Annotated in this window: 20 protein-coding genes, 1 tRNA gene and 1 riboswitch; of the genes, 11 read left to right on the top strand and 10 right to left on the bottom strand. The window is 71.5% G+C overall.

The features are described 5' to 3' along the window. Positions 1-127 precede the first annotated feature (127 nt). Entirely contained in the window at positions 128-1,303 is a 1,176-nt protein-coding gene (locus ACIQMJ_RS24410; RefSeq protein WP_387488633.1) for a PucR family transcriptional regulator, read from the bottom strand. 128 nt (positions 1,304-1,431) lie between these two features. Here ACIQMJ_RS24410 and ACIQMJ_RS24405 point away from each other — a divergent pair, with 128 nt between their 5' ends. Then, positions 1,432-2,931, top strand: a complete 1,500-nt coding sequence (locus tag ACIQMJ_RS24405; protein WP_499763311.1) for an alpha/beta hydrolase — start codon at positions 1,432-1,434, stop codon at positions 2,929-2,931. A 213-nt stretch (positions 2,932-3,144) separates the two neighbouring features. Continuing rightward, positions 3,145-3,963, top strand: coding sequence for a mechanosensitive ion channel family protein (locus ACIQMJ_RS24400; protein ID WP_499763310.1), 819 nt, complete (start codon positions 3,145-3,147; stop codon positions 3,961-3,963). A 113-nt stretch (positions 3,964-4,076) separates the two neighbouring features. On the opposite strand, the gene ACIQMJ_RS24395 is transcribed toward ACIQMJ_RS24400, so the two are convergent. Continuing rightward, the gene (locus ACIQMJ_RS24395) at positions 4,077-5,324 is read right to left on the bottom strand and encodes a phytase (protein WP_499763309.1); all 1,248 of its coding nucleotides are present in this window, start codon (positions 5,322-5,324) and stop codon (positions 4,077-4,079) included. A gap of 143 nt (positions 5,325-5,467) precedes the next feature. Continuing rightward, positions 5,468-5,591: riboswitch (FMN riboswitch) on the top strand. Between the two features lie 49 nt (positions 5,592-5,640). On the opposite strand from ACIQMJ_RS24395, the gene pnuC reads away from it, so the two are divergent. Then, entirely contained in the window at positions 5,641-6,273 is a 633-nt protein-coding gene (pnuC, locus tag ACIQMJ_RS24390) for a nicotinamide riboside transporter PnuC (protein WP_499763308.1), read from the top strand. Here pnuC and ACIQMJ_RS24385 read toward each other — a convergent pair. From ACIQMJ_RS24385 to aceE, 3 genes are all read right to left on the bottom strand, one after another. After that, on the bottom strand, positions 6,270-7,496 hold the full coding sequence (locus ACIQMJ_RS24385) for an extracellular solute-binding protein (RefSeq protein WP_499763307.1): 1,227 nt from the start codon (positions 7,494-7,496) through the stop codon (positions 6,270-6,272). The two genes, pnuC and ACIQMJ_RS24385, sit on opposite strands and share 4 nt — an antisense overlap. A gap of 1 nt (position 7,497) precedes the next feature. Beyond that, on the bottom strand, positions 7,498-9,522 hold the full coding sequence (locus tag ACIQMJ_RS24380) for a substrate-binding domain-containing protein (protein ID WP_499763306.1): 2,025 nt from the start codon (positions 9,520-9,522) through the stop codon (positions 7,498-7,500). A 162-nt stretch (positions 9,523-9,684) separates the two neighbouring features. Further along, positions 9,685-12,435, bottom strand: a complete 2,751-nt coding sequence (gene aceE, locus ACIQMJ_RS24375) for a pyruvate dehydrogenase (acetyl-transferring), homodimeric type (RefSeq protein ID WP_499763305.1) — start codon at positions 12,433-12,435, stop codon at positions 9,685-9,687. 297 nt (positions 12,436-12,732) lie between these two features. On the opposite strand from aceE, the gene ACIQMJ_RS24370 reads away from it, so the two are divergent. From ACIQMJ_RS24370 to ACIQMJ_RS24360, 3 genes are all read left to right on the top strand, one after another. Next, positions 12,733-13,164: a DUF3052 domain-containing protein gene (locus tag ACIQMJ_RS24370; RefSeq protein ID WP_123748036.1), complete on the top strand. Its 432-nt coding sequence runs from the start codon at positions 12,733-12,735 to the stop codon at positions 13,162-13,164. Between the two features lie 112 nt (positions 13,165-13,276). Next, positions 13,277-13,735 (top strand): peroxiredoxin, encoded by a 459-nt coding sequence (locus tag ACIQMJ_RS24365; protein WP_499763304.1) that lies wholly within the window; start codon positions 13,277-13,279, stop codon positions 13,733-13,735. A gap of 37 nt (positions 13,736-13,772) precedes the next feature. Beyond that, positions 13,773-13,844 (top strand) — tRNA-Val (locus tag ACIQMJ_RS24360). A 163-nt stretch (positions 13,845-14,007) separates the two neighbouring features. Here the strand turns inward: ACIQMJ_RS24360 and ACIQMJ_RS24355 are convergent. Both ACIQMJ_RS24355 and ACIQMJ_RS24350 read right to left on the bottom strand, forming a co-directional pair. Further along, positions 14,008-14,259 carry a hypothetical protein gene (locus ACIQMJ_RS24355; protein ID WP_499763303.1) on the bottom strand — a complete coding sequence of 84 codons (252 nt, stop codon included), beginning with the start codon at positions 14,257-14,259 and terminating at the stop codon, positions 14,008-14,010. Next, entirely contained in the window at positions 14,256-14,810 is a 555-nt protein-coding gene (locus ACIQMJ_RS24350; protein WP_499763302.1) for a bifunctional DNA primase/polymerase, read from the bottom strand. Before ACIQMJ_RS24350 ends, ACIQMJ_RS24355 begins: the two co-directional genes overlap by 4 nt. Positions 14,811-14,854: 44 nt before the next feature. On the opposite strand from ACIQMJ_RS24350, the gene ACIQMJ_RS24345 reads away from it, so the two are divergent. The 3 genes from ACIQMJ_RS24345 to ACIQMJ_RS24335 all read left to right on the top strand — a co-directional run bounded on the left by ACIQMJ_RS24345 (position 14,855) and on the right by ACIQMJ_RS24335 (position 17,565). Next, entirely contained in the window at positions 14,855-16,069 is a 1,215-nt protein-coding gene (locus ACIQMJ_RS24345; RefSeq protein WP_499763301.1) for a helix-turn-helix domain-containing protein, read from the top strand. Further along, a complete protein-coding gene (locus ACIQMJ_RS24340) occupies positions 16,066-16,593 on the top strand; it encodes a flavoprotein (RefSeq protein WP_499763300.1) in 528 nt (175 codons plus the stop codon). Before ACIQMJ_RS24345 ends, ACIQMJ_RS24340 begins: the two co-directional genes overlap by 4 nt. A 186-nt stretch (positions 16,594-16,779) precedes the next feature. Next, positions 16,780-17,565, top strand: coding sequence for a hypothetical protein (locus ACIQMJ_RS24335; RefSeq protein ID WP_499763299.1), 786 nt, complete (start codon positions 16,780-16,782; stop codon positions 17,563-17,565). A 9-nt stretch (positions 17,566-17,574) separates the two neighbouring features. Here the strand turns inward: ACIQMJ_RS24335 and ACIQMJ_RS24330 are convergent, their stop codons facing one another. Beyond that, positions 17,575-18,420: an MOSC domain-containing protein gene (locus ACIQMJ_RS24330; protein ID WP_499763298.1), complete on the bottom strand. Its 846-nt coding sequence runs from the start codon at positions 18,418-18,420 to the stop codon at positions 17,575-17,577. Positions 18,421-18,721: 301 nt separating this feature from the next. Next, positions 18,722-19,150 carry a TIGR04141 family sporadically distributed protein gene (locus ACIQMJ_RS24325; protein ID WP_499763297.1) on the bottom strand — a complete coding sequence of 143 codons (429 nt, stop codon included), beginning with the start codon at positions 19,148-19,150 and terminating at the stop codon, positions 18,722-18,724. A gap of 456 nt (positions 19,151-19,606) precedes the next feature. On the opposite strand from ACIQMJ_RS24325, the gene ACIQMJ_RS24320 reads away from it, so the two are divergent. Then, entirely contained in the window at positions 19,607-19,897 is a 291-nt protein-coding gene (locus ACIQMJ_RS24320; RefSeq protein WP_499763296.1) for a hypothetical protein, read from the top strand. A 24-nt stretch (positions 19,898-19,921) separates the two neighbouring features. Continuing rightward, the gene (locus ACIQMJ_RS24315) at positions 19,922-20,953 is read left to right on the top strand and encodes a saccharopine dehydrogenase family protein (RefSeq protein WP_499763295.1); all 1,032 of its coding nucleotides are present in this window, start codon (positions 19,922-19,924) and stop codon (positions 20,951-20,953) included. Here ACIQMJ_RS24315 and lipA read toward each other — a convergent pair. Then, positions 20,928-21,932, bottom strand: coding sequence for a lipoyl synthase (lipA, locus tag ACIQMJ_RS24310; RefSeq protein ID WP_499763294.1), 1,005 nt, complete (start codon positions 21,930-21,932; stop codon positions 20,928-20,930). The genes ACIQMJ_RS24315 and lipA overlap by 26 nt on opposite strands. Position 21,933: the final 1 nt, after the last annotated feature.

Raw genomic sequence — 21,933 nt, 5'->3', positions numbered from 1 at the left:
CCAGCGTTGTAGGGTCTCTACAAATGTGACTCGTAGATGAACGTAGAACGACGTCGCGTGTTGTCGATCCCGGCCCAAACCGGACATGCGTCGTCCGTCACACCCGGTCAGGGGTCGCCCAGCGGTGTCACCACAGGCCGCGGGCGCGGGCCAACCTGCCCACGGAGAGCGCCACCCGCAGCACCAGAGCGTCACGGGGGTCGTTGGCGTTGCGCCCGGTGAGCTCGGTGGCCCGCTTGAGCCGGTAGCGGACCGTGTTCGGGTGCACGAACAGCTTCCGCGCGCACGCCTCCAGCACGCCCCCCACTTCCAGGAACGCGTCCACGGTCTCCAGCAGCGCGCCGCCCGCGTCCTCCAGCGGCCGGGCCACCCGGTCCACCAGCTGCCACTCGGCCTCCGGGTCGCCCGCCAGCGCCCGCTCCGGCAGCAGGTCCAGCGACCGCACCGGCCGCGGCGCGGCGGGCCACCCCACCACCGCGCGCAACCCGGACAGCGCGTCGCCCGCGCTGCGGTGCGCCTCGGCCAGGCTGGTCACGGTCGGCCCGGCCACCACCGCGCCCGGCCCGAACGCGTCGGACATCCGCACCAGCGCCTCGCCCCGCTCCGTCTCACCGCCCAGCACCACGACCAGCCGCGAGCCCTGCACGCTCAGCAGCACCGGCCGCCCGATCCGGGCCGCCCGGCTGCGCACCTCGAACACCACCGCGGGCGGGTCGTCCGACGGCGGGTTGCCCACCAGCACGGTCGCCTCGGCCGCCGGGTCCCAGCCCAGCGCGGTGGCCCGCGACAGCAACGACTCCTCCGCGTCGCCACGCACGATGCCGTCCACGACCAGCGCCTCCAGCCGGGCGTCCCACGCGCCGCGCGCCTCGGCCGCCGCCGCGTACGACGTGGCCGCGGAGAACGCGATCTCCCGCCCGTACCGCAGCACGCCCTCGGTCAGCAACGCGCGCTCGGCCTCGTTCTCGGCCAGCTTCGGCAGCAGCTGCTCGAACAGCTCCAGCGCGATCCGCACCAGCTCCACGGTCTGGCGCAGGCTCACCCACCGGGAGATGTCCTTGGGCGCGGAGCGGAACGCCTCGGCGGTCAGCCGGATGGCCTGCTGCGGGTCGTGCAGCCAGGACACGAACCCGGCGACGCCGTTCTGGATCAGCAGCAGCACCCCGGCCCGCTGGTCGGCGGGCATCCGCCGGAACCACGGCAGGCGCTCCTCCATCTCGGCCACGCTCGCCGCGGCCAGGTCGCCCGACGCCCGTTGCAGCGTTCGCAAGGTGGCCCGCGACAACGCGGTTGAGCTGGTCATGACCCCACGATCGCACGGGCCCGCAGGGCCGACACCAACGAGTGACACCCCCTGACGCTCCGCGCCGATCCCCTTACCGTCGGTGGCGTTCTGACCGGCTCGTTCGGGAGGGTCTAGTGCGCAGGTACATGTCAGTCGCGCTGGCGGTCGGCGCCGTGCTGGCGACGGCGGTCGTCCCGTCGCTCGGAGCGGCGCGCAGCGATCCGCTGGTCGAGTTCCACTCGCAGCAGCTCACGTGGTCGCCGTGCAAGCAGTCGCTGGAGTGCGCCGAACTGGTGCTGCCACTGGACTACGCGCGGCCCGCGGCCGAGCGGATATCGCTGGTCATCAGCCGGAAGAAGGCCGCGGAACCGGCCCGGCGGCGCGGCATCCTGGTGCTCAACCCCGGCGGGCCGGGCGGGTCGGGCCTGGGCATGCCGACGTTCCTCGCGGGCAGCGAGCTCGCCAAGGTCTACGACCTGGTCGGGTTCGACCCGCGCGGCGTCGGCGGCTCGACCGCGCTGACCTGCCGCACGGTCCCCGAGCTGGCCACGGTCGACACCCGACCGGCTGATTCGGAGTTCCCCAAGTGGGCCGCCGAGGCGCAGGCCGCCGAGGACGCCTGCCACCGCTCCGCCGGCGGCATCCGGCCCTACATCAGCACCGCCAACACCGCGCGCGACCTCGACGTGGTGCGGGCCGTGCTCGGCGAGGAGAAGCTCAACTACCTCGGCTACTCCTACGGCACGTACCTGGGCGCGGTGTACGGCAGCCTGTTCCCGGCGCGGATGGACCGCAGCGTGCTCGACTCGGCCGTGCACCCCGAGTGGATCTGGCGCGAGCAGTTCCGCGCGCAGGCGGTGGCCTACCGGCGCAACGTGGAGGCTTGGTCCACCTGGGTCGCCCAGCACCACGACCGGTTCCAGCTCGGCGCGACACCCGACGCGGTGATGGGGTCGGTCGAGGCGGTGGCGACGGCCCTGGCGACGAAACCGGTCGGCGAGCACGACCGCACCCGCTTCGACGCGGCGGTCGGCGTCGGGGCGCGGTACCGTCCACTGTGGTCGGACCTCGCGGTGGCGGTGACCCAGCTCCAGTCCGGGGCGCCGTCCGCGGCCGGCGCGCTGATGTCCGGCCATGCGCAGGACGACCTGGTCTCCGGCGTGTTCAACACGGTCACGTGCGAGGTCGACTGGCCGACCGACCTGGAGACCTACTACGAGGACATGCGCGTCTTCCGCGACCGCTACCCGTACGGCTTCGGCGTGATGCGCGCGGCGCCGACGACGTGCGCGTTCCGCAGCTTCACCCCGCCGGAGCCCGCCGTAACGCTCAAGCGCGCGGGCTACCCCGTGGGGGTGGTGGTGCAGGCGGAGGGCGACACCCAGACGCAGTACGAGAGCGGCCCGGCCATGGCGGAACGGCTCGGGCACAACCTCATCACCGTGCGGGACGAGGGCAAGCACGGCCTGTACGGCAGCGGCAACGCGTGCGTGGACCGGGCCGTCAACCGGTACCTGATCGACGGAATCCTGCCCGCCAGCAGCTCGTACTGCCCCGGTGACCCGCGGCCCGACGTGAGCCGGGTGAGCTCGCCCGAGCACGTGCGGGCCTACCTGGACGGTAGGGGCCTGTCGGCCCGGTGGTAGGCGCCGTGACCCGACCCGCGATGCGAAAACGCCCGGCGCGAGAACCTCGCGCCGGGCGTTTCCCTCTCCCCGGTCCCCACCGGTGATTCCACTCTGGACTGCCGACGCGAGAACCGCCACGTCAGTCACCCTTTCGTGCCACCACTTCAGGTTGCCGGGTGATGCGGGCTGAGAAACGATCCCGGCACAAGCCAAACGCGAAGGAGGGTCGTCGTGGGTACCCAGATCACCGAAGGACTCGGGCAGGCGTGGACGATGGTGGCCACGTTCGTGCCGAAACTCCTCGGCTTCCTGGTCGTGCTGCTCATCGGGTGGATCATCGCCAAGGCGCTGAGCAAGGCCGTCGGCTTCCTGCTCAAACGGGTCGGCTTCGACCGGCTCGTGGAGCGGTCCGGGCTGTCCGGCGCGATGGCGAAGTCCCCGATCGACGCCTCCGGGCTCATCGTCAAGCTGGTCTACTACTTCGTGCTGCTGATCGCCCTCCAGCTCGCGTTCGGCGTGTTCGGCACCGGCAACGCGGTGAGCGCCCTGCTCAACGACGTCATCGCGTACCTGCCGCGCATCGCCGTGGCGATCGTCCTGGTGCTCGTCGCCGCCGCGATCGGCAAGGCCCTGCGCGGCCTGGTCACCGGCGCGCTGGGCAACCGGCCGTACACGCGGATGCTGGGCGGCATCACGTACGGCTTCATCGTGGCGCTGGGCGTCATCGCCGCGCTCAACCAGCTGGGCATCGCCGTCGCGGTCACCATGCCGGTGCTGATCACGGTGCTGGCCACGATCGCCGGCGTGATCGTGATCGGCGTCGGCGGCGGCCTGGTCCGCCCGATGCAGCAGCGCTGGGAGGGCTGGCTCAACCGCATCCAGGAGGAGTCCGCGCACATCGCGCCCGCGCCGCGCCAGTCCCAGGACACCATGACGAGCCGGGCGCAGGAGCCGGTGACGGCCACCGCCCGCTCGGCCCGGCAGGCCCCGGTGGACCCGCCGACCCCGCCCGCGGGCATGCCGATGCCGCCGCACACCGAAGGGCGCTGACCCGACCGGCGCTGACCCGACCGGCGCCGGCACCCGCCACGACACCCGTCGCAGACGCCGACAGGCCCCCGACCCGGAGCACCGGGCGGGGGCCTGTCGGCGTTCGCGCGAGGTCAGTCCAGCTCGTCCAGCACGTCCGCCCAGCTCACGTACGCGAACCCGGTGGTCGGCAGGTCGCCCGCGGCCGGGGTGCGCTCGCCGTCGTGCACCACCAGCAGGCCCTCCGGGTAGGCGGGCCCGAGGTCGGCGGTCACCAGGTGCGCGCCGTCGGAGTGCTCGACCGAGTCGTTGCCCCGGCCCGCGCCCACCACGAACTCGCCGACGTGGCGGTTTCGGCCGGTCCGCTCGTAGGCCACGAACCGCGAGTCGCCCTGGCTGGACGCGATCAGGTAGCCGTCGCCGACGGTCAGGCCCTCGGCGTCGGCGGTCAGGTGCCGGCCGCCGAAACCGGGGTCCGCGCCCGACACCGAGCACTCCTCGGTCTCCGGGTCGTAGCTCTGCGGTACCCCGAACGAGCGAACCCGGTCGACCAGCGCGGGCGTGCCGAACCCGGTCGCCCGCAGCGGCACGCGCCAGATGCCGACGTCCTCCTGCGCGGCGTACAGCACGCCGTGCTCGGAGTCGACCACCATGCCCTCCAGCTGAGGCCCTTCGCCCGGCTCGCCGCACGGCGTCCACGTCGTGCCGTCGGGCAGCGGGAACGACGACGGCAGGTCGAGCGCGGACACCACCGCCGTGCCGACCGAGCCGTCCGGACCGGGCGTCACCCGCAGCAGCGCCACCCTGGTCTCGTTGCGCCGGTTCACCACGACCACCGGCGTGCGGCCGACGAACCCGGCCGCCAGCCCGTACGCGGTGTGCTGGTCGTCCACCTCCTCCTCCGACGAGGAGAACACCGGCCGCGCGCCGGGGTCGGTCACGTCCCGCACGACGGCCGGGCCCGCCGCCGCGCCGCGACCGTCGAGCTCGTAGACCCGGACGCGGTCCCGGCCGCGGTCGCTGACGAACGCCAGGTCGCGCGACCGCCCGCCGACCGGCACCCGGCTCAGCACGTCGACGTTGTTGAACCGGCCCGGCTTGGCACCCGGCGTCGGCGGCGCGGGCGCCGGATACGTGCCGAGGGTGCGGCCGGCCAGGTCGAACGCGGCCAGCCCGCCTTCCTTCAGCGTGCCGAGCACGACGCTCTGCCGCGCCGAGCGCGGGTGCACCCACACCGCCGGGTCGTCGGCGTCGGCGTTGGCCGGCGTCCCGGAGGCGTCGTCGACGAACGCGCGGGTCTGGGTGACCGGCACGACCTCGTCGGGCCCGGGGGAGGAGGCGATGAGCAGCGGCACCACCGCGGCCATGAGCAGGATTCGCATTCGGCGGAAGCTACTGGCCGCCGGTGTACCGGGGCTGAAGTCGAGGTGACCAGCGGGACGCGACTTCTCGGATCGTGCCGAGTGTGCTTTCGGTCACCCCAGGAACAGTTCCGCGCGCGATGATGTTCCGACGCGATGAGAGACATGCGCTCCGGGGCTCGGTGGAAATCCGAACCGGCGGTGACAGCCCGCGACCCGCCCACCAGGGCGGTTGACCCGGTGGAACTCCGGGGCCGACGGTGAAAGTCCGGATGGGAGGCGCGCATGCCGTTGGCCCGCCATGCCCCGGAGACGCCTGTCGGGGATGGAGGACGCGGTGCACGTCTTGATGCAGCAGGGCTTCACGGTGTTCGGGCAGAAGGTCTCCTGGGCCGAGTTCATCGGCCAGGTCTTCGCGCTGGTGGTGGTGTACCTGGCGCAGAAACGCTCGCTCTGGACGTGGCCCGTGCAGCTGGTCTCGGTCACGCTGCTGTTCGTGGTCTACGTGTCCGCCCAGCTCGGCGGCACGGCCGCGCGCCAGGTCGTGATCGCGCTGATCACGCTCTACGGCTGGTGGGCGTGGACGCGCCGGCGTGACCCGGTGTTCGGCGTGGTGGTCCGCAAGGGCACCGCGAAGGAGCGCGTCGCCGTGGCCGCGGCCTTCGTCCTCGGCACGGTCGCGTTCGCGTCCCTGCTGGACGCCCTGGACGCCTCGTGGGCGCCGTGGCCGGACGCCGCGATCTTCGTCGGCACCGTCCTCGCCTTCACCCTCCAGGGCTTCGGCCTGGTCGAGTTCTGGCTGGTGTGGCTCGTGGTGGACGCGATCGGCGTGCCGCTGCAGATCCAGTCCGGCCTGTGGTTCAGCGCCGCCGTCTACACCGTCTTCGCCGTCCTGGTGATCCGCGGCTGGATCGACTGGAACCGCGCCGCCAAGCAGACCACCGGCCGGGTCGCGGCGGCCACCTCCTAGCGCCCCTCGGCGGCCCGGGCGAGGTCGTCCGCGAGCTGGTCCAGCGACTGGCCGACCGAGCCCGGGTTCTCCAGCACGTGGTGCAGGCTCTCCTGCATCACGCTGGTCAGCTCGTCGTAGTGCGGCGACGGTCGCCGGATCCGGGCGTTGAGCAAACTGTCGCGCAGCTCGGGCGGGACCAGGCCGGGCTCGTCGTACAGCGCCCGGGTCGTGGGGGCCCACCCGGCGAGCTCGGCCATGCGCCGCTGGTTGTCGTCACGGGTGAGGAACTTGATGAACTCGCGGGCGGTCCGCTGGTTCGCCGAGCACCGCGACACGGCCAGGTTCCAGCCGCCCAACGCGCTGGGCCACGGCAGCGCGACCCTGCCCCACTTGCCGATCACCTTCGACCCGTCGGTGTCCAGCACCGGTCCGGCGTACGGCCAGTTGCGCATGAACAGCGCGCGGTCGGACCGGAAGGCGTCCAGCGAGCCGGGCTCGTCGTAGTCGCGGGCCTCGCGCGGGATCCAGCCCTGCGCGAAGCCGTCGGCGACGGCCCGCACGCCCGCCTTCGTCTCGGCGGCGTCCAGGCGCTCCAGGTCGCCGCGGTGCGCCCAGACGGCCTCGGCCGTGTTCACGATCAGGCCCTCGTAGCGCCGGAACTGGCCCACGAAGCCCTGCAAGCCGTACCGCGGCGCGATCTCGACCGCCTGCCGCCGCAGCTCCTCCCACGAGGTCGGCGGGGCGACCCCCACCTCGTCGAGCACGTCCTTGCGGTAGTAGAGCAACCCGGCGTCGCTGCGCCAGGGCACCGCCCACAGCGTGCGGCCGTCCGGGGACCTGGCCGCGTTCACCGCCGCGGACAGCATCCGGTCGACGCCGAACTCGACCGGGTCCAGCGGCTCCAGGTGACCGGCCGCGGCGAACGGCACCGTCCACACCATGTCCACGGCCATCACGTCGTAGCAGTCCGGGCTGCCCCGCACGCCCCGCAGGTCCTGACCGCGCGCGGTCAGCTGGGCGCGGTGGGCGTCGGTGGACGTCGGCATCTCCACGAACGTCACCTGCTCGCGCCTGCTGGCCTGCGCGTTCCAGCGGTCGACGAGCTCGCGCACCCGGCCGTGCGCGGTGGTGTCGAGGCCGTCCACGAAGGTGATCGGACCGGTGCCGTCCACGGCGTCGTCCCGGACCGGGGTCGTGCAGGCCGCCAGGAGCACCACCAGCGGCACGAGAAAGCGGATCACGTCACCCTCCCCACGCGGCGCGCCTGATGGCGTCCAAAGCGTCTTCCTGGCCCTGAGTGGCCCCGGAGCCGTTCCGGGAGACGATCTCCACGCAAGGACCCCCGTTGGCCTGTGCGGCCTCGTACAGCGGCGCTGAGGCCCCGCACGCGCCTTCCGTGAACCCGACGGCCACCACCCGGACGCGACCACCGGCGGACTTGGGTATCGAAGGGGCCCGGGCCGACGCCACCAGCACCACCACGTCCACGTGCTGCCCGACGCCGTCCTCGAGCGCGCCTTCGGTCAACGGCAGGTCCACCACCCGGTCGCGCGGGCCGGCCAGCTCCCGCACCCGGGTCGCGAACAGGTTCGCCTCCGGCGAGCCGTCCCGGGCCACCCCGAACACCTGCGCCCTGCTCGTGGCGTCCCACGCCCGCTGCACCAGCCTCACGTCCGGTTCGACCGCCAGCGGCCGGGGCCGGTCCGGGCGCACTCCCGGACCCGACCGCAGGCCGGTGTTCCAGGCCAGGTCGCGGAAACCGGCCCGCTTGAACTCCTCCTGGGCGTGCGGCGACAGCAGGTGCGCCAGGAACCGGTCCACGATCCGCTGCCGCCACTGGTTCGGCCGACCGGGCCGCTCCACCTCGACGAACGGGTGGTCCAGCACCAGCGCGCCCTCCCGCGGGTACAGCACCCGGCAGCCGGCGGTGCGCGCCACCGCCCGCTCGGAGCCGACCAGCGCCACGTCGCCCGTGCACGGCCCGTCGTCGGTCGTGCGGCCGGTGACCCGGCGCACCTCGCGCAGGAAGGTCGGCGAGTTCGGGTCCAACTCGCCCAACTGGCCGTACAGCAACGCGGCGGCCGCGGCCGTCCCGACGCCCGACGAGGTGTCCACCGCCGCCGACGGCCGCCGCACGTCACGCCACTCGAACTCGCCGTCCTGCGGCGCGATCCGCCCGGCCAGCTCCTCCGACGCGCCCAGCACCACCGGTGAGATCGCCACCTCACCACGGCGGTGCAGCCGCACGTCGTCGCGCTGCCGCAACGCCTCCTCCACGGCGGTGACCTCGGCGGTGGTGTCCGGCAGCCACACGTGCGGCTCGGCGGCGTCCACCAGGGTCAGGTCGCCCGGCTGCCAGCCCCGGCCCAGCGCCTCGGCCGCCACCCGGTCGGACCTGCCCGTGTACACCAGCGCGTCGAACTCCTTGCAGCCCTGCGGGTTGTGCCGGCCCGAGTCGTCCTCCAGGTCCAGCGCGAGCGACCGGACGACCTGCTCCTTCTCCGCCGACACCAGCACGTTCAGCTGGATCGGGGGAGGGCAGGGCGGCTCGGCGGGCGGCCGGGCGCCGAAGGCGTCCGCGGCACCCGCGCCGACCAGCAGCGCGGCCAGCCCCAGCCGGGCCCACGGCGGCTCGCGGCGCTCGCGGCGCACCCGCTTCGGCCTCGGCTCCGGCCTCGGGGGTGGCGCGTGGCCGTTCGGCACGTGCAGCCAGGCGCGCCCGCGCACCTCCTTGACGCCCACGTGCACGGGGCGGAACGACTCCGGGTCCATCGCCGGGTCCGGCCGCACCACGTCGTCGTAGAACCGGTCGGAGACGATCAGCGCGAACAGCGAGGTCGAGCGGTCCAGCGCCTGCCGCAGCGGCGAGGAGTCGAGCAGCCGGAACGCCAGCGTCACCTCGTCGCCGACGACCCCCTCCTTGTCGTGCTGCACCTCGCCCGCCGTGATCGCCATCCGCAGCCGCACCCGGCTGTCCTCGTGGCGGTTGAAGTTGTACCGGCGCAGCTCGCCCAGCAGCGCGTGCGGCAGACCGCCGACCACCCGGCTCTTGGGCACGTCCGGCGGCACGAGCACCATCACGCCGTCGCCGCGGTCCTCGTGGTAGGCCGCCGCCCAGTCCAGCCCGCTGTCCTCGAACGCGATCTCCAGTGCCGCGTAGAGGCCCCGCCGGATCTCCTCCTGCCGGATGCGCGTCCGCAGGCTGAACGCCGACACGTCGACGACCACCACCGTGCGGTGCACCGCGTGCAGCGGTTGCGTCCCCATCCGACCCCTCGTTGGAACGCCGGGTTTCGTGGGGCAAGTCTATGGGCTGGATCACAACCGGCAGCGGGAAAGCGAAGATTTCCGCTGGTCGGCCGCATTACTGCGGAAACGCCTCGGGGGCGGCACCCGCGTCACCGCGCGTGCCGCCCCCGAGGGTGGCGATCAGGCCAGGCCGGCGTCCGAGGTGGACGGGCCCGCGGCGCTCACGTCGTCGATCTTGTACTTGCGGGCCGCCTGCACGACCAGCGACTGCTGGATCTCGCCGCGCTTGGCCAGCGCCGCCAGCGTGGCCACCACGATCGACTCGGCGTCGACCAGGAAGTGCCGCCGCGCCGCCGGCCGGGTGTCGGAGAAGCCGAACCCGTCGGTGCCCAGCGTGGTCATGTCGGTCGGCACGTACGGCCGGATCAGGTCCGGCACCGCGCTCATCCAGTCCGACACCGCCACCACGGGGCCCGCCACGTCCGCCAGCACCTGCGTGACGTACGGCACGCGGGGCTCCTGGTCGGGGTGCAGCAGGTTGTGCCGGTCGACCTCGACGGCCTCGCGCCGCAGCTCCGAGTACGACGTCGCCGACCACACGTCGGCCTGCACGCCCCACTCCTCGGCCAGCATCCGCTGTGCGTCGACCGCCCACGGCATCGCCACGCCGGACGCCAGCAGCTGCGCCCGCGGACCGCTCTGCGCCGGCGCCGCCTGGTACCGGTACAGACCCCTGAGCAGGCCGTCGACGTCCAGGTCCGCCGGCTCGGCCGGCTGCTGGTACGGCTCGTTGTAGACGGTCATGTAGTAGAAGATGTTCTCGGCGTTCTCGCCGTACATCCGCCGCAGACCGTCCCTGACGATGTGCGCCACCTCGAACGACCACGCCGGGTCGTACGCCACGACGGCCGGGTTGGTGTGCGCCAGCAGCAGCGAGTGCCCGTCCGCGTGCTGGAGACCCTCGCCGGTCAACGTGGTGCGGCCGGCCGTGGCGCCCAGCACGAAGCCGCGCGCCATCTGGTCCGCCGCCGCCCACAGGCCGTCACCGGTCCGCTGGAACCCGAACATCGAGTAGAAGATGTAGATCGGGATCATCGGCTCGCCGTGCGTGGCGTAGGACGTGCCCGCCGCCGTGAACGACGCCGTCGACCCGGCCTCGTTGATGCCCTCGTGCAGGATCTGGCCCTGCTCGCTCTCCTTGTACGCCAGCATCAGCTGGGCGTCCACGGAGGTGTACATCTGCCCGTTCGGGTTGTAGATCTTCTGCGCCGGGAACATCGAGTCCATGCCGAACGTGCGCGCCTCGTCCGGGATGATCGGCACGATCCGGCCGCCGATCTCCGGGTCCTTGGCCAGGTCGCGGACCAGCCGGACGAACGCCATCGTGGTGGCGACCTCCTGCTTGCCCGAGCCCTTGCGGATCACGTCGTAGACCTTGTCGCCCGGCAGCACCAGCGCCTTGGACTTCGTCCGCCGCTCCGGCACGAACCCGCCGAGCTGCTTGCGCCGCTCCAGCAGGTACTGGATCTCCGGGGAGTCCTTGCCGGGGTGGTAGTACGGCGGCAGGTACGGGTCCAGGTCCTTGTCCTCGATCGGGATGCGCAGGCTGTCCCGGAAGAGCTTCAGGTCCTCGTGGGTCATCTTCTTCATCTGGTGCGTGGCGTTGCGCGCCGCGAAGTGCGGGCCCAGGCCGTAGCCCTTGATGGTCTTGGCGAGGATGACCGTCGGCTGGCCGTGGTGCTCCACCGCCGCCTTGTACGCCGCGTAGACCTTGCGGTAGTCGTGGCCGCCGCGCTTGAGGTTCCACACCTCGTCGTCGGACATCGGCGTGACCAGGTCCTTCGTCCGCGGGTCGCGGCCGAAGAAGTGCTCGCGGACGTACGCGCCGTCATTGGCCTTGTACGTCTGGTAGTCGCCGTCCGGCGTGGTGTTCATCAGGTTGACCAGCGCGCCGTCGCGGTCGGCGTGCAGCAGGGCGTCCCACTCACGGCCCCAGATGACCTTGATGACGTTCCAGCCCGCGCCGCGGAAGAACGCCTCCAGCTCCTGGATGATCTTGCCGTTGCCGCGCACCGGGCCGTCGAGGCGCTGCAGGTTGCAGTTCACCACGAAGGTCAGGTTGTCCAGCTGCTCGTTCGCCGCGACCTGGAGCAGGCCGCGCGACTCCGGCTCGTCCATCTCGCCGTCGCCGAGGAACGCCCAGACGTGCTGGTCGGACGTGTCCTTGATACCGCGGTCGTGCAGGTAGCGGTTGAACCGCGCCTGGTAGATCGCGTTCATCGGGCCCAGGCCCATGGACACCGTGGGGAACTCCCAGAAGTCCGGCATCAGCCGCGGGTGCGGGTACGACGGCAGGCCGCCGCCCGGTCCGGCGTGCGAGTACTCCTGGCGGAAGCCGTCGAGCTGCTCGGCGCTCAGGCGTCCCTCGAGGAACGCGCGGGCGTACACGCCGGGGGAGGCGTGGCCCTGGATGAACACGTGGTCACCGCCGCCGGGGTGGTCCTTGCCCCGGAAGAAGTGGTTGAAGCCGACCTCGTACAGGCTCGCCGACGACGCGTAGGTCGAGATGTGCCCGCCGACGCCGACGCCGGGCCGCTGCGCGCGGTGCACCGTCATCGCCGCGTTCCACCGGATCCAGGCCCGGTAGCGGCGCTCCACCTCCTCGTCGCCGGGGAACCACGGCTCGCGCTCGGTGGGAATGGTGTTCACGTAGTCCGTGCTGGTCAGCGAAGGGACACCGACGTGGCTCTCCCTGGCCCGCTCGAGCAGCCGCAGCATCAGGTAGCGGGCGCGCTGCTGCCCGCCGCCCTTGAGCGCGGCGTCGAACGACTCCAGCCACTCCGCGGTCTCCTCCGGGTCGATGTCGGGGAGGTGGGCGGCCAGACCGTCACGGATGACGCGTACCCGCTCGGGGGTGTTCTGCGGGGCCAAGGGATCTCCTCGTTCCGGGGTCTTCTCAGTCCCATCGTCGCCCGACAGTCACGGTCCCGTCACCTCTACCGGTGAGTAACTCTGGATCGTTTCTCTCGCGCGCGCGAATAGGAGGTATGTAGAGCGTGCCTCATCCGGTCGGGGGACCGCACTCGGGGGTACCCGATGCGGCGTGTCTTGGCCTCTACGGTTGCGCGTGGCGGGGCTGACAGTGTTCGCTAGCCGCGACTGGTAGTGACATCGCGCGGCAGTCGTACCCCCGGCTGCCGCTCTTGTGTACTTGGAGGAGTGGAAGCCGTGGTCGCCGCGGAAGACGCCGGCAAGATCGGTGTCGCCGACAGGCTCGGGATCGAACCGGGCAGCGTGGTCCAGGAGATCGGCTGGGACGAGGACGTCGACGACGACCTGCGTGCCGCGATCGAGGAGCGGGTGGGCGGTGATCTGCTCGATGAGGACTCCGACGAGGTCATGGACGTGGTCCTGCTCTGGTGGCGCGAGGAGGACGGCGACCTCGCCGACGCCTTGATCAACGCCACCACGGCCCTCGCCGACGACGGCGTGATCTGGGTGCTGACGCCCAAGACCGGGCGGGCCGGTCACGTGGAGCCGAGCGACATCGCCGAGGCCGTGTCCACCGCGGGGCTCGCCCAGACCTCCAACATCACGGTGAGCGGTGACTGGTCCGCGACCAGGCTCGTCTCCCCGAAGTCGGCCAAGACGAAGCGCTGACCGCGGACGAGGCACGCCGCTCGCCATGCCCTAGGCTCGACGGCGGGCTCCCCGATCGGGTGGAGCCCGTTCTTCGGGTTGCCCAGGTGGCACGCGGTGGTGGAGGGTTGCATTGGTCGAGGTTGGCGCTCAGGCCCCTGACTTCACGCTCAACGACTACAACAAGCAGCCCGTGACGCTGTCCTCGTTCCGCGGGGAGCGCAACGTGCTGCTGGTGTTCTACCCGTTCGCGTTCAGCGGCATCTGCACCGGCGAGCTGTGCCAGGTGCGCGACGAGCTGGCCGCCTACGAGGACGAGAACGTGCAGGTCATCGGCGTGTCCGTGGACACACCGTTCAGCCTGAAGGCGTGGGCCGCCCAGGAGGGCTACCAGTTCCCGCTGCTGTCGGACTTCTGGCCGCACGGGCAGGTCGCCCAGGTCTACGGCGTGTTCAACGAGCAGGCCGGCCTCGCCAACCGCGGCACGTTCCTCATCGACACCGCCGGCGTGGTCCGCTACGCCGAGGTGAACGCCCCCGGCGAACCCCGCGACCAGGAGGCTTGGAAGAAGGCCGTCGCCGCCCTGTCCTGATACCTTCCCGGCGCCGCCTCACCACCGGCGCTTCTCCGGGCGCGTAGCTCAGCGGAAGAGCACTCGGTTTACACCCGAGCGGTCGCAGGTTCGAATCCTGCCGCGCCCACTGTGCCCCCTGGGGGTGCAACCCCCAGACCCCGCCCGGTGGGCTCCGCCTCCGGACCCCCGCCGGGGCTCGTCGCCCCTGGCCCCCGCGGTGGCGGGCTTCACTTCAGCGCTTCGCGCCTTCGCTGCGCCATGAGAGCGTCGCGGTGGTCCTGTTATGTGCTTCAGGTTTCGTCCAGCCAGATCACGTGCGCTCGTCGTGCTCCGGCTGAGCGGGAGCTGATCTCGAACACGGTTCGTGCGTGGTCGGGGCTGTCGGAGGTGAGCCGGAAGTCGCCCTCGACGGAGTTGACGTCGGCCCGGTCGCCGTAGGCCAGACCGTAGCCGGCGACGCGAACGTCCTTCGGGTCGTCGTACTCCTCGACGATGGCGAACAGCCGCGGGGCTTCCTGGCGGGCGATCTCGTGCGCGCTCACGCGGCCTTCCTCTCGTGCTCGTGGATCAGGTCCGCCAGTGCGTCTCCAGAGACCAGGCGATTGCCTGCCTGTTCGGGCGTCACCAGCCACATCACCGGTGTGGTGTCGAGGGCACTCGGGGGTAGCGGGATGGGCATTCCCGCGGCCACCACCCGAGCCTGGGCGCTCAGCAGCACCGACGGCACTGGTGGTTGGACGAGGAAGTAGGCGATCGGCATGTTCGGGAACGCGAGGACCGGCGTCGGTGAGGCGGCGAACCGAGGGTCGTCGGTCAACCTCATCACCAGGTTCTCGGCCACCATGAACGCCCCCAAGCGCGTGCCGGTCACCGTGAGGACGTTGGGCTGGTGCCGTCCGGGCATCGACCACCACTCGCGCACCCGGCGGGCATCTGTGGTCGCCTCTTCGGACGGTCGCAGACAGGGGTCGATGACACGGGACTCGTCCGCCGGATCGGCGAAGTGACCGTTGTGCCAGATGGCTCCCGGCAGGACGGGCCAGCCCATCTCGGCGTAGTCGAGGGCGGCTTGCGGGATCGTGTTCGTGGGCACTGCTGACGTCGAAGCCGTGGCGTGTGACCAGCGGAGGGAGTGGGATGTCGGAGACCCCCGACATGATCGGCAAACGTGTCCGCTACTGGCGCTTGCGCCGCAACCTCGGCCGCAAGCAGTTCGCCGACATGATCGGTCGGTCGACGTCGTGGCTGGACAAGATCGAGTCCGGCGAGCGGGACCTGGTCCGCATCCCGGTCATCGAGTTGGTCGCGGACGCGTTGTCCGTCGACCCCACCGTCCTCACGGACGGGCCCGCTGCGGCTCGCGCCGCCGGTTGCGTGGACACCGCGGAGGTCACGGCGATCCGGGCCGCGCTCGGCCGCTACCCGGGGTTGGCCCTCGATGCTCGCCAACCGCGCTCGGTCGCTCACCTGGCCCGCCAAGCCGACTACGTCAACCACGCCTGGACCTCATCGCACTTCACGACAGTCGTCCGCCATCTGCCTGAGCTGCTGGAGGACGCACAGGCGGCGACCCTCACCGCACAACCCGCCGACCAGGTCGCGGCACACCGGGTCCTCGTTACGGCCTACCGGATCGCCTCGTCGGTGCTGCTCAAGTTCGAGAGCCACGACATCGCCTGGCTGGCGGCCGACCGGGCCATGCACACCGCCCTGGCCGTGGACGACACCTGGTCACAGGCTCGGGCCACCCGGAGCGTCGCCCGAGCCATGACCGCGGCGAGGCAGCGTGCCGGGGCTGTCAACGCCCTCCTGGACATGTCAGAGCGGATGCGACCCGCAGTTCCCGGGGACCCGGGCCGCCTGCTGTCCCTCCAAGGGATGCTCTACCTCACCGCGTCGATCACCGCCGCCAAGCAGGAGGACCCGACTTTGGCCCTGGCCATGCACGAGGAAGCGATGCAGGCCGCCGAACGCATGGAACCGCACTACGACACGAGCGACACCCAGTTCGGTCGAGCCAACGTGGCCATCCACCGCGTCGCGGCCCTCGTCCGCCTCTTCGAGGCCGAGTCGGCGCTGCACTACGCGAAGACCATCCCGGCCGGCGCGGTCGACGCCCTACCGCCCGAACGCCGGGCCAACTACCTGCTCGACCTGACGCAGGCCAACACCCAGCGCGGTAACTACGCCGAAGCCGCCCGCACTCTCACCCGGGCCGAGCGCGTCGCCCCGCAGGAAGTTCGCTGCCGACCGGCCGCCCACAACCTCCTGCGCACGTTGCTGTCCGCCACCACCGGTGAACCCGCCCGCCAAGTCCGTCAGATGGCACACCGAGCCGGAGTCCCCGCATGACCGAGCGAGTCCTGTACCTGATGATCTGCGGCGCGGGTCCGGCCGACCACGTCGACGTCGCCGTGGACCTCGCCCACGAACGGGGCTGGTCGGTCCACTGCGTGGCCACACCCGCCGCCGTCGAGCACTTCCTCGACCTGGACAAGCTGGAGCACCGGACCGGCCACCCCGTCCGCACCGGCTACCAGCGGCAAGGTCAGCCGGCGCTGCCCAAGGCCGACGCTGTGGTGGTCGCGCCCGCGACCTACAACACGATCAACAAGTGGGCCGCCGGGATCGCCGACACCTACGTGCTGACCCAACTCGCCGAGCTCACCGGTCTGGGTGTGCCGATCGCCGTCCTGCCCTTCGTGAACACGGCCTTCGCCGCCAATCCCGTCCTGCACCGCAGCATCGACGCGTTGCGTGCCTCGGGCGTGAACGTCCTGTTCGGCGAGGGCGGCTTCCAACCGCACCCGCCGAGAACCGGGAGCACGGTGATGGCCGGCTATCCCTGGCGCTTGGCCTTCGACGCAGTGGAGTAGTTCGGGTACGTCGGTGGATCCGTGACACGCATGTCGAATAAAGCTCACCTTTATCCGGGCGGTGCATCGCGGAAAAGGGCATGTGCGTTACATCGGAGTTGTCGGGATAACGGTCCGGCACGCGTTGTAACGCGCGTTCGCGCACTCGCGATGATCGGGCGTACATCGATTTCGAGGAAGTGCGCCATGGAACACCAGCAGATCTCCCACCCCCAGCCGTATCCCCAGCCGGTGGCGGTGAAGCCGACCAGGTTCGGCGCGCTCGCGTGGGCAGCCCTGATTTTCGGCATAGTGGGCATCGTCGGTTCGCCGATCATCATCTTCAACAACCTCACCGCGGTCGTCGCCGGCGTCGGTTTCGTGCTCGGGTTCATCGCGCTCTTCGGCACCAAGAAGATCATCGCGGTGATCGGTGTGGCGCTCTGCGTGCTCGGGATCGTCTTCACCGTCATCGCGCAGCAAGCGGCGGTGGAGAAGCTCGACGAGATCATCAACGGCTCGACCAACCAGGGGCAGGTCAGCGGTGGTGCGGACAGCGCCGCGCCGGTCGAGCCGAAGCCCGAGGCGGCGCAGGCGGCGCCCACTTGGGGGCAGCGCTACACCTGGGCCGACGGCTTGGCCGTCGAGGTCTCCGCGCCCACGCCGTGCACGCCCGGTCAGTACGCGGCACCGCCGAACATCGCTCGCGCGGCCAAGGTGACCGTGACCGTCACGAATGGCACCGACAAGCCGTTCGACGCCGGACTCCTGTCCTTCGGCAGCGATGCGCAATTCGACGGGCGGAAAGCGGAAACGGTGTTCGACTCCAGTGGCGGATGCGGGAGCGGCGGTGCGGAGAACGCCACGGTGCTGCCCGGAAAGTCCTACACGTACGAGACGGCCTTCTCCGTCGGTGCGCAGCCCGGTGAACTCCAGATCGCCTTGCAGCCCACTTTCGGCTCGGACAAGGCCGTGTTCGTCGGCCAGGCGTGAAGCGCCCCGTTATGCGCTGGCGGCGGATTCCGTGACGCCGGACAGGTCGAGGTCGGAGCGGGTGGTCGGGAGCAGGCGGTCGCCCACCGAGAGGTGGCCCGGGACGAGGACGGCGTACTTCGCGCCGAACGCGACGCCGGTCGGTGTGCGGCGGTAGGTGGCGAGGGTGCGCAGTGGTTCCGGGCCGGTTCGGGTGCCGGTTGGTTGGTCGACGGTGGTGACGGCGCAGCGGATGGCCGGTTTGGCGTAGGCCAGTTCGACGGTTCCGGTGGTCAGGTGGAGGGCGTGGTCCTCTTCGTGGGCGGGCCAGTCGTCGACGACGATGTTCGGGCGGAAGCGGCTCGCCGGGACGGGGTGGCCGCCGCTGGCGGTGATCCGGGCGTTCAGGGCGCGCAGCGAGGTGGCGGACAGCAGGTGCACCGGGCAGCTGTCCGCGTAGGCCGACGTGCCCGCGGTGAGGCCGTCGGTGACGCGGTGGTGTTCGGGTGGGGCCAGGACGAGCCGGCTCGGTTCGCCGAGGACGGCGGTGAGCCAGGCGGCGACGGGGTCGCCCTGGTCGATGCCCGTGTACGACGAGCCGAACAGGGTGACCGGACGTCGTGGCGAGGTCGTGTCGAGGGGCACGGCGATGCTGCCGGCGTCGGGCGCGGACAGGGTGAGCCGGTCCGGGTCGACGGTGGGCTGGATCGTGGCCAGCAGCGGGTCGCGGCGTTGTGAGCGGAAGGTGCCGGAGAGGTCGGTGACGAGGTAGCGGCGGTCGTGTTCGAGGCCGGCGTGGCCGAGCCTGCCGGCCTGGAGGCGGATTCCGGCGCAGCCCTTCACCGGGTAGTGGTACAGCTCGGAGATCGTCGCCATGTCGGCCACGGTAGCCAAGGGCGCGGGCAACGCGATTGCGGAAAATCGTTCGAGCAGGCCACGCCGAAGCAATGATCCGGCGTGAACAGCATCGATCGCGCAATAGTCGAGCACCTCCGTGCCGATGCGCCCGGCTCACCAACAGTGAACTCGCCGACCGGGTCGGTCCGACCCCGCCCCTGCTTGCGATGCCACGGTCGCCCGGCTACGCCGCCACCGACCGGATCGAGGACGCGCCCGGCATCGGTCGCGTCGCCTCGCACCTGACCGTGAAGACCATCAAGCACGAGCCGTGGCGCGGTCAGGCGGCGTGCTCGCGACCCTCGCGCAGCTCGTGCCAGCGGCCCTCGCGCAGCCGGTAGGAGCGGCCCGCGACGGTGGTGTCGAAGGCGACCCAGCGGTCCATCGGGATCGGGGCGGTGAGCAGTTGTTCGCGGTCGGGGTCGGCGCAGGGGATCAGGCGGGACTGCTTCAGCTCGTCGGTCCGGGCGAACTCGGGGATGCGGGCGAAGCGGGCGGTGAGGGCGGTGACGTCCAGGGCCGGGTCCAGGGGGACGGGGCCGTAGCCGCCGACGTCGTTGCTGCGGAACGCGACCGTGTCGCCGGCTCGTGGCGCGGCGGCGGCGGGCCAGCGAAGGGTCAGTCGGCCGAACCGGGTGCTGCCGCCCAGCGCGGCGGCCAGGCGACGTTCCAGAACGGTCAGCAGGGTGTCGTCTTCGACGGTGTTCACGGCGGTCGGAACTCCTTTTCGTGCGCGGCGGAACGGCGAGGAAGAGTTCGGCGCGATGTATTCACCGTGGCCCACGGACGAGTGGAACGGGCGGGTCTGTCGGCGAGCGGCAAGTGGGGTGAGCTCAGCGGCGGTGGGGCTCGGGCGGGGGCGATGAGGTGCGAAGACCACCCCGGCGAGGCGGAGTTGGGCGTATTGGGTGGCACTGCGGAAAAGCAAGTCACTCGATGAGGTGATTATCGTTTTTTGAACGTGATCGTTTCCTGAAGAGTTGCTGAAGCTGTCGCGGTCACGCGAATGAGTCGACAGGTCGGGGCGAAAGGCGGCCGGACCGTTCGGCGCACGGGGCCGTCCGCTCGCCCCAGTGGGCCGGATGGTCCATTAGGGGCTGCTAACCGGATCCCCCTATGTGGCATCCCCCTACCCCGGGGCGTGGCGAAAGCGTAACTTCCTCGCATGTCGCCCAGGACGGTCATCGCGGTGGTGGGTGCCGCGTTCTTCCTGGCCGGGTTGCTGATCATGCTGCTGCCCCTGTCCGCGGACTCGCCGTCGGGCGTCCCGGTCGCGTGCGGGAACAGCGTGGGCATGGGGTACGACGCCGTGGTGGTCGAGGCCGAGGGCTCGGCGTTCGTCGAGATCTGCGGCCGGCTGCGGAGGGAGCGGTTGGCGTGGGCCGCGCCGGTCATCGTGGTGGGCCTGGTGGGCGTGGCCGGGACGATGGTGGTGCGCCGCAAGTCGTCCCCGTAGCTACCTGCGAGTAGCTTCTACCCCATGAGGTGGATGGTCTACGGCGCTTACGGGTACACCGGCACGCTCGTCGCGGAACTGGCGGTGCGGCGCGGGCTGCGGCCGGTGCTCGCCGGGCGGGACGCGGCGAAGGTGCGACCCCTGGCCGAGCGGCTGGGCCTGGAGCACCGGGTCTTCGGCCTCGACCGGGCGGCGCGGGAGCTGGCCGACGTGGACGCGGTCGCGCACTGCGCCGGGCCGTTCTCCTCGACCTCGGGGCCGATGGTGGACGCCTGCCTCGCCTCCAAGACGCACTACGTCGACATCACGGGCGAGATCGACGTCTTCGAGGCCGTGAGCCGGCGGGACGAGGACGCGAAGCGGGCCGGTGTGGTGCTGCTGCCCGGCGCCGGGTTCGACGTCGTGCCCACCGACTGCCTCGCCGCCCTGCTGCACGACGCCCTGCCGACGGCCACGCACCTGGACCTCGCGTTCGTGGTCCAGGGCGGCGCCAGCACGGGCACCGCGATGACCGCCGTCGAGGGCTCGGGCGGCGGGGGACGGGCCCGCGTGGACGGCGTGATCCGCAACGTCCCGCTCGGCCACCGCCGGCGCACGGCCCAGTTCCGCGACCGCCCCAGGGAGGTCGGGGCCATCCCGTGGGGCGACGTGAGCACGGCCTACCGGTCCACCGGCATCCCGAACGTCACCACGTTCACCACGATCCCGGGCGTGCTGGGCAAGCTCCAGCCGCTCACCGCGCCGCTGCTGCGCACGCAGGCCGCGCAACGGCTCGGCCGGGCGCTGGCCAAGCGCATCGGCGGCCCGAGCGAGGCCACGAGGGCCAGGACCCGCTGCGAGGTCTTCGGCGAGGTCTGGGACGGCGAAGGGCACCGGGTCCGGGCCGCGCTCTCCGGCCCGAACGCCTACGACCTGACCGCCGACTCGGTGGTCGAGGCGGTCCAGCGCCTGGCCGGCACGAGCCCCGGCGCGCACACGCCGTCCAGCGCCTTCGGCTCCGACTACGTCCGGGCGCTGGACGGCGTGGTGGTCAGCGGGCCGACAACAGTGAGGTGATCTCCTGCGCCGCGCTGCCGGCTTCCAGCAGGTGGTGCAGGTTCTCCGGCAGCACGTCGCCGCGCTTCTGCACGGCCTGCGCGTACAGCCGGCCGGCGCGGTAGGACGAGCGGACCAGCGGGCCGGCCATGACACCGGAGAAGCCGATCTGCTCGGCGGTCTCCTTGTGCGTCACGAACTCCTCCGGCTTGACCCACCGCTCCACCGGGTGGTGCCGGGGCGAGGGCCGCAGGTACTGCGTGATGGTGATGATCTCGCAGCCCGCGTCGTGCAGGTCGCTCAACGCCTCGGCGACCTCGTCCGGGGTCTCGCCCATGCCCAGGATCAGGTTGGACTTGGTCACCAGCCCGGCCTCGCGGGCGGCGGTGATGACCTCCAGCGACCGCTCGTAGCGGAACGCCGGCCGGATGCGCTTGAAGATGCGCGGCACGGTCTCCAGGTTGTGCGCCAGCACCTCGGGCCGGGACGAGAACACCTCGGCCAGCTGCTCGGGCACCGCGTTGAAGTCCGGGATCAGCAGCTCGACGCCGGTGCCGGGGTTCATCGCGTGGATCTGGCGGACGGTCTCGGCGTACAGCCACGCCCCGCCGTCCTCCAGGTCGTCACGCGCCACGCCGGTCACGGTCGAGTAGCGCAGACCCATGGCCTGCACCGACTCCGCCACCCGACGCGGTTCATCGCGGTCGAGGTCGGCGGGCTTGCCGGTGTCGATCTGGCAGAAGTCGCAGCGACGGGTGCACTGCTCGCCACCGATCAGGAAGGTGGCCTCCCGGTCTTCCCAGCACTCGTAGATGTTGGGGCAACCGGCCTCTTCGCACACCGTGTGCAGGCCCTCGCGTTTGACCAGGCCCTTGAGCTCCCGGTACTCGGGGCCCATCTTCGCCTTGGTCTTGATCCACGAGGGCTTCTTCTCGATGGGCGTTTGGCTGTTGCGGACTTCCAGCCGCAGCAGCTTCCGACCTTCAGGTACGACGGTCACG

This window comes from Actinosynnema sp. NPDC091369 (genome assembly GCF_044757065.1).
Lineage (GTDB): Bacteria > Actinomycetota > Actinomycetes > Mycobacteriales > Pseudonocardiaceae > Actinosynnema.
Note: the sequence above shows the minus strand (reverse complement) of the source record. Positions and strands in the feature narration are given on the sequence as shown.

Bases quoted from the DNA above. Each gene is read 5' to 3' on its own strand.
- ACIQMJ_RS24320 (WP_499763296.1), top strand. From the start codon at position 19,607: ATGTCGCCCAGGACGGTCATCGCGGTGGTGGGTGCCGCGTTCTTCCTG.
- ACIQMJ_RS24335 (WP_499763299.1), top strand. From the start codon at position 16,780: ATGGAACACCAGCAGATCTCCCACCCCCAGCCGTATCCCCAGCCGGTG.
- ACIQMJ_RS24405 (WP_499763311.1), top strand. From the start codon at position 1,432: ATGTCAGTCGCGCTGGCGGTCGGCGCCGTGCTGGCGACGGCGGTCGTC.
- ACIQMJ_RS24395 (WP_499763309.1), bottom strand. From the start codon at position 5,324: ATGCGAATCCTGCTCATGGCCGCGGTGGTGCCGCTGCTCATCGCCTCC.
- ACIQMJ_RS24345 (WP_499763301.1), top strand. From the start codon at position 14,855: ATGTCGGAGACCCCCGACATGATCGGCAAACGTGTCCGCTACTGGCGC.
- ACIQMJ_RS24315 (WP_499763295.1), top strand. From the start codon at position 19,922: ATGAGGTGGATGGTCTACGGCGCTTACGGGTACACCGGCACGCTCGTC.
- ACIQMJ_RS24340 (WP_499763300.1), top strand. From the start codon at position 16,066: ATGACCGAGCGAGTCCTGTACCTGATGATCTGCGGCGCGGGTCCGGCC.
- ACIQMJ_RS24380 (WP_499763306.1), bottom strand. From the start codon at position 9,522: ATGGGGACGCAACCGCTGCACGCGGTGCACCGCACGGTGGTGGTCGTC.
- ACIQMJ_RS24410 (WP_387488633.1), bottom strand. From the start codon at position 1,303: ATGACCAGCTCAACCGCGTTGTCGCGGGCCACCTTGCGAACGCTGCAA.
- ACIQMJ_RS24330 (WP_499763298.1), bottom strand. From the start codon at position 18,420: ATGGCGACGATCTCCGAGCTGTACCACTACCCGGTGAAGGGCTGCGCC.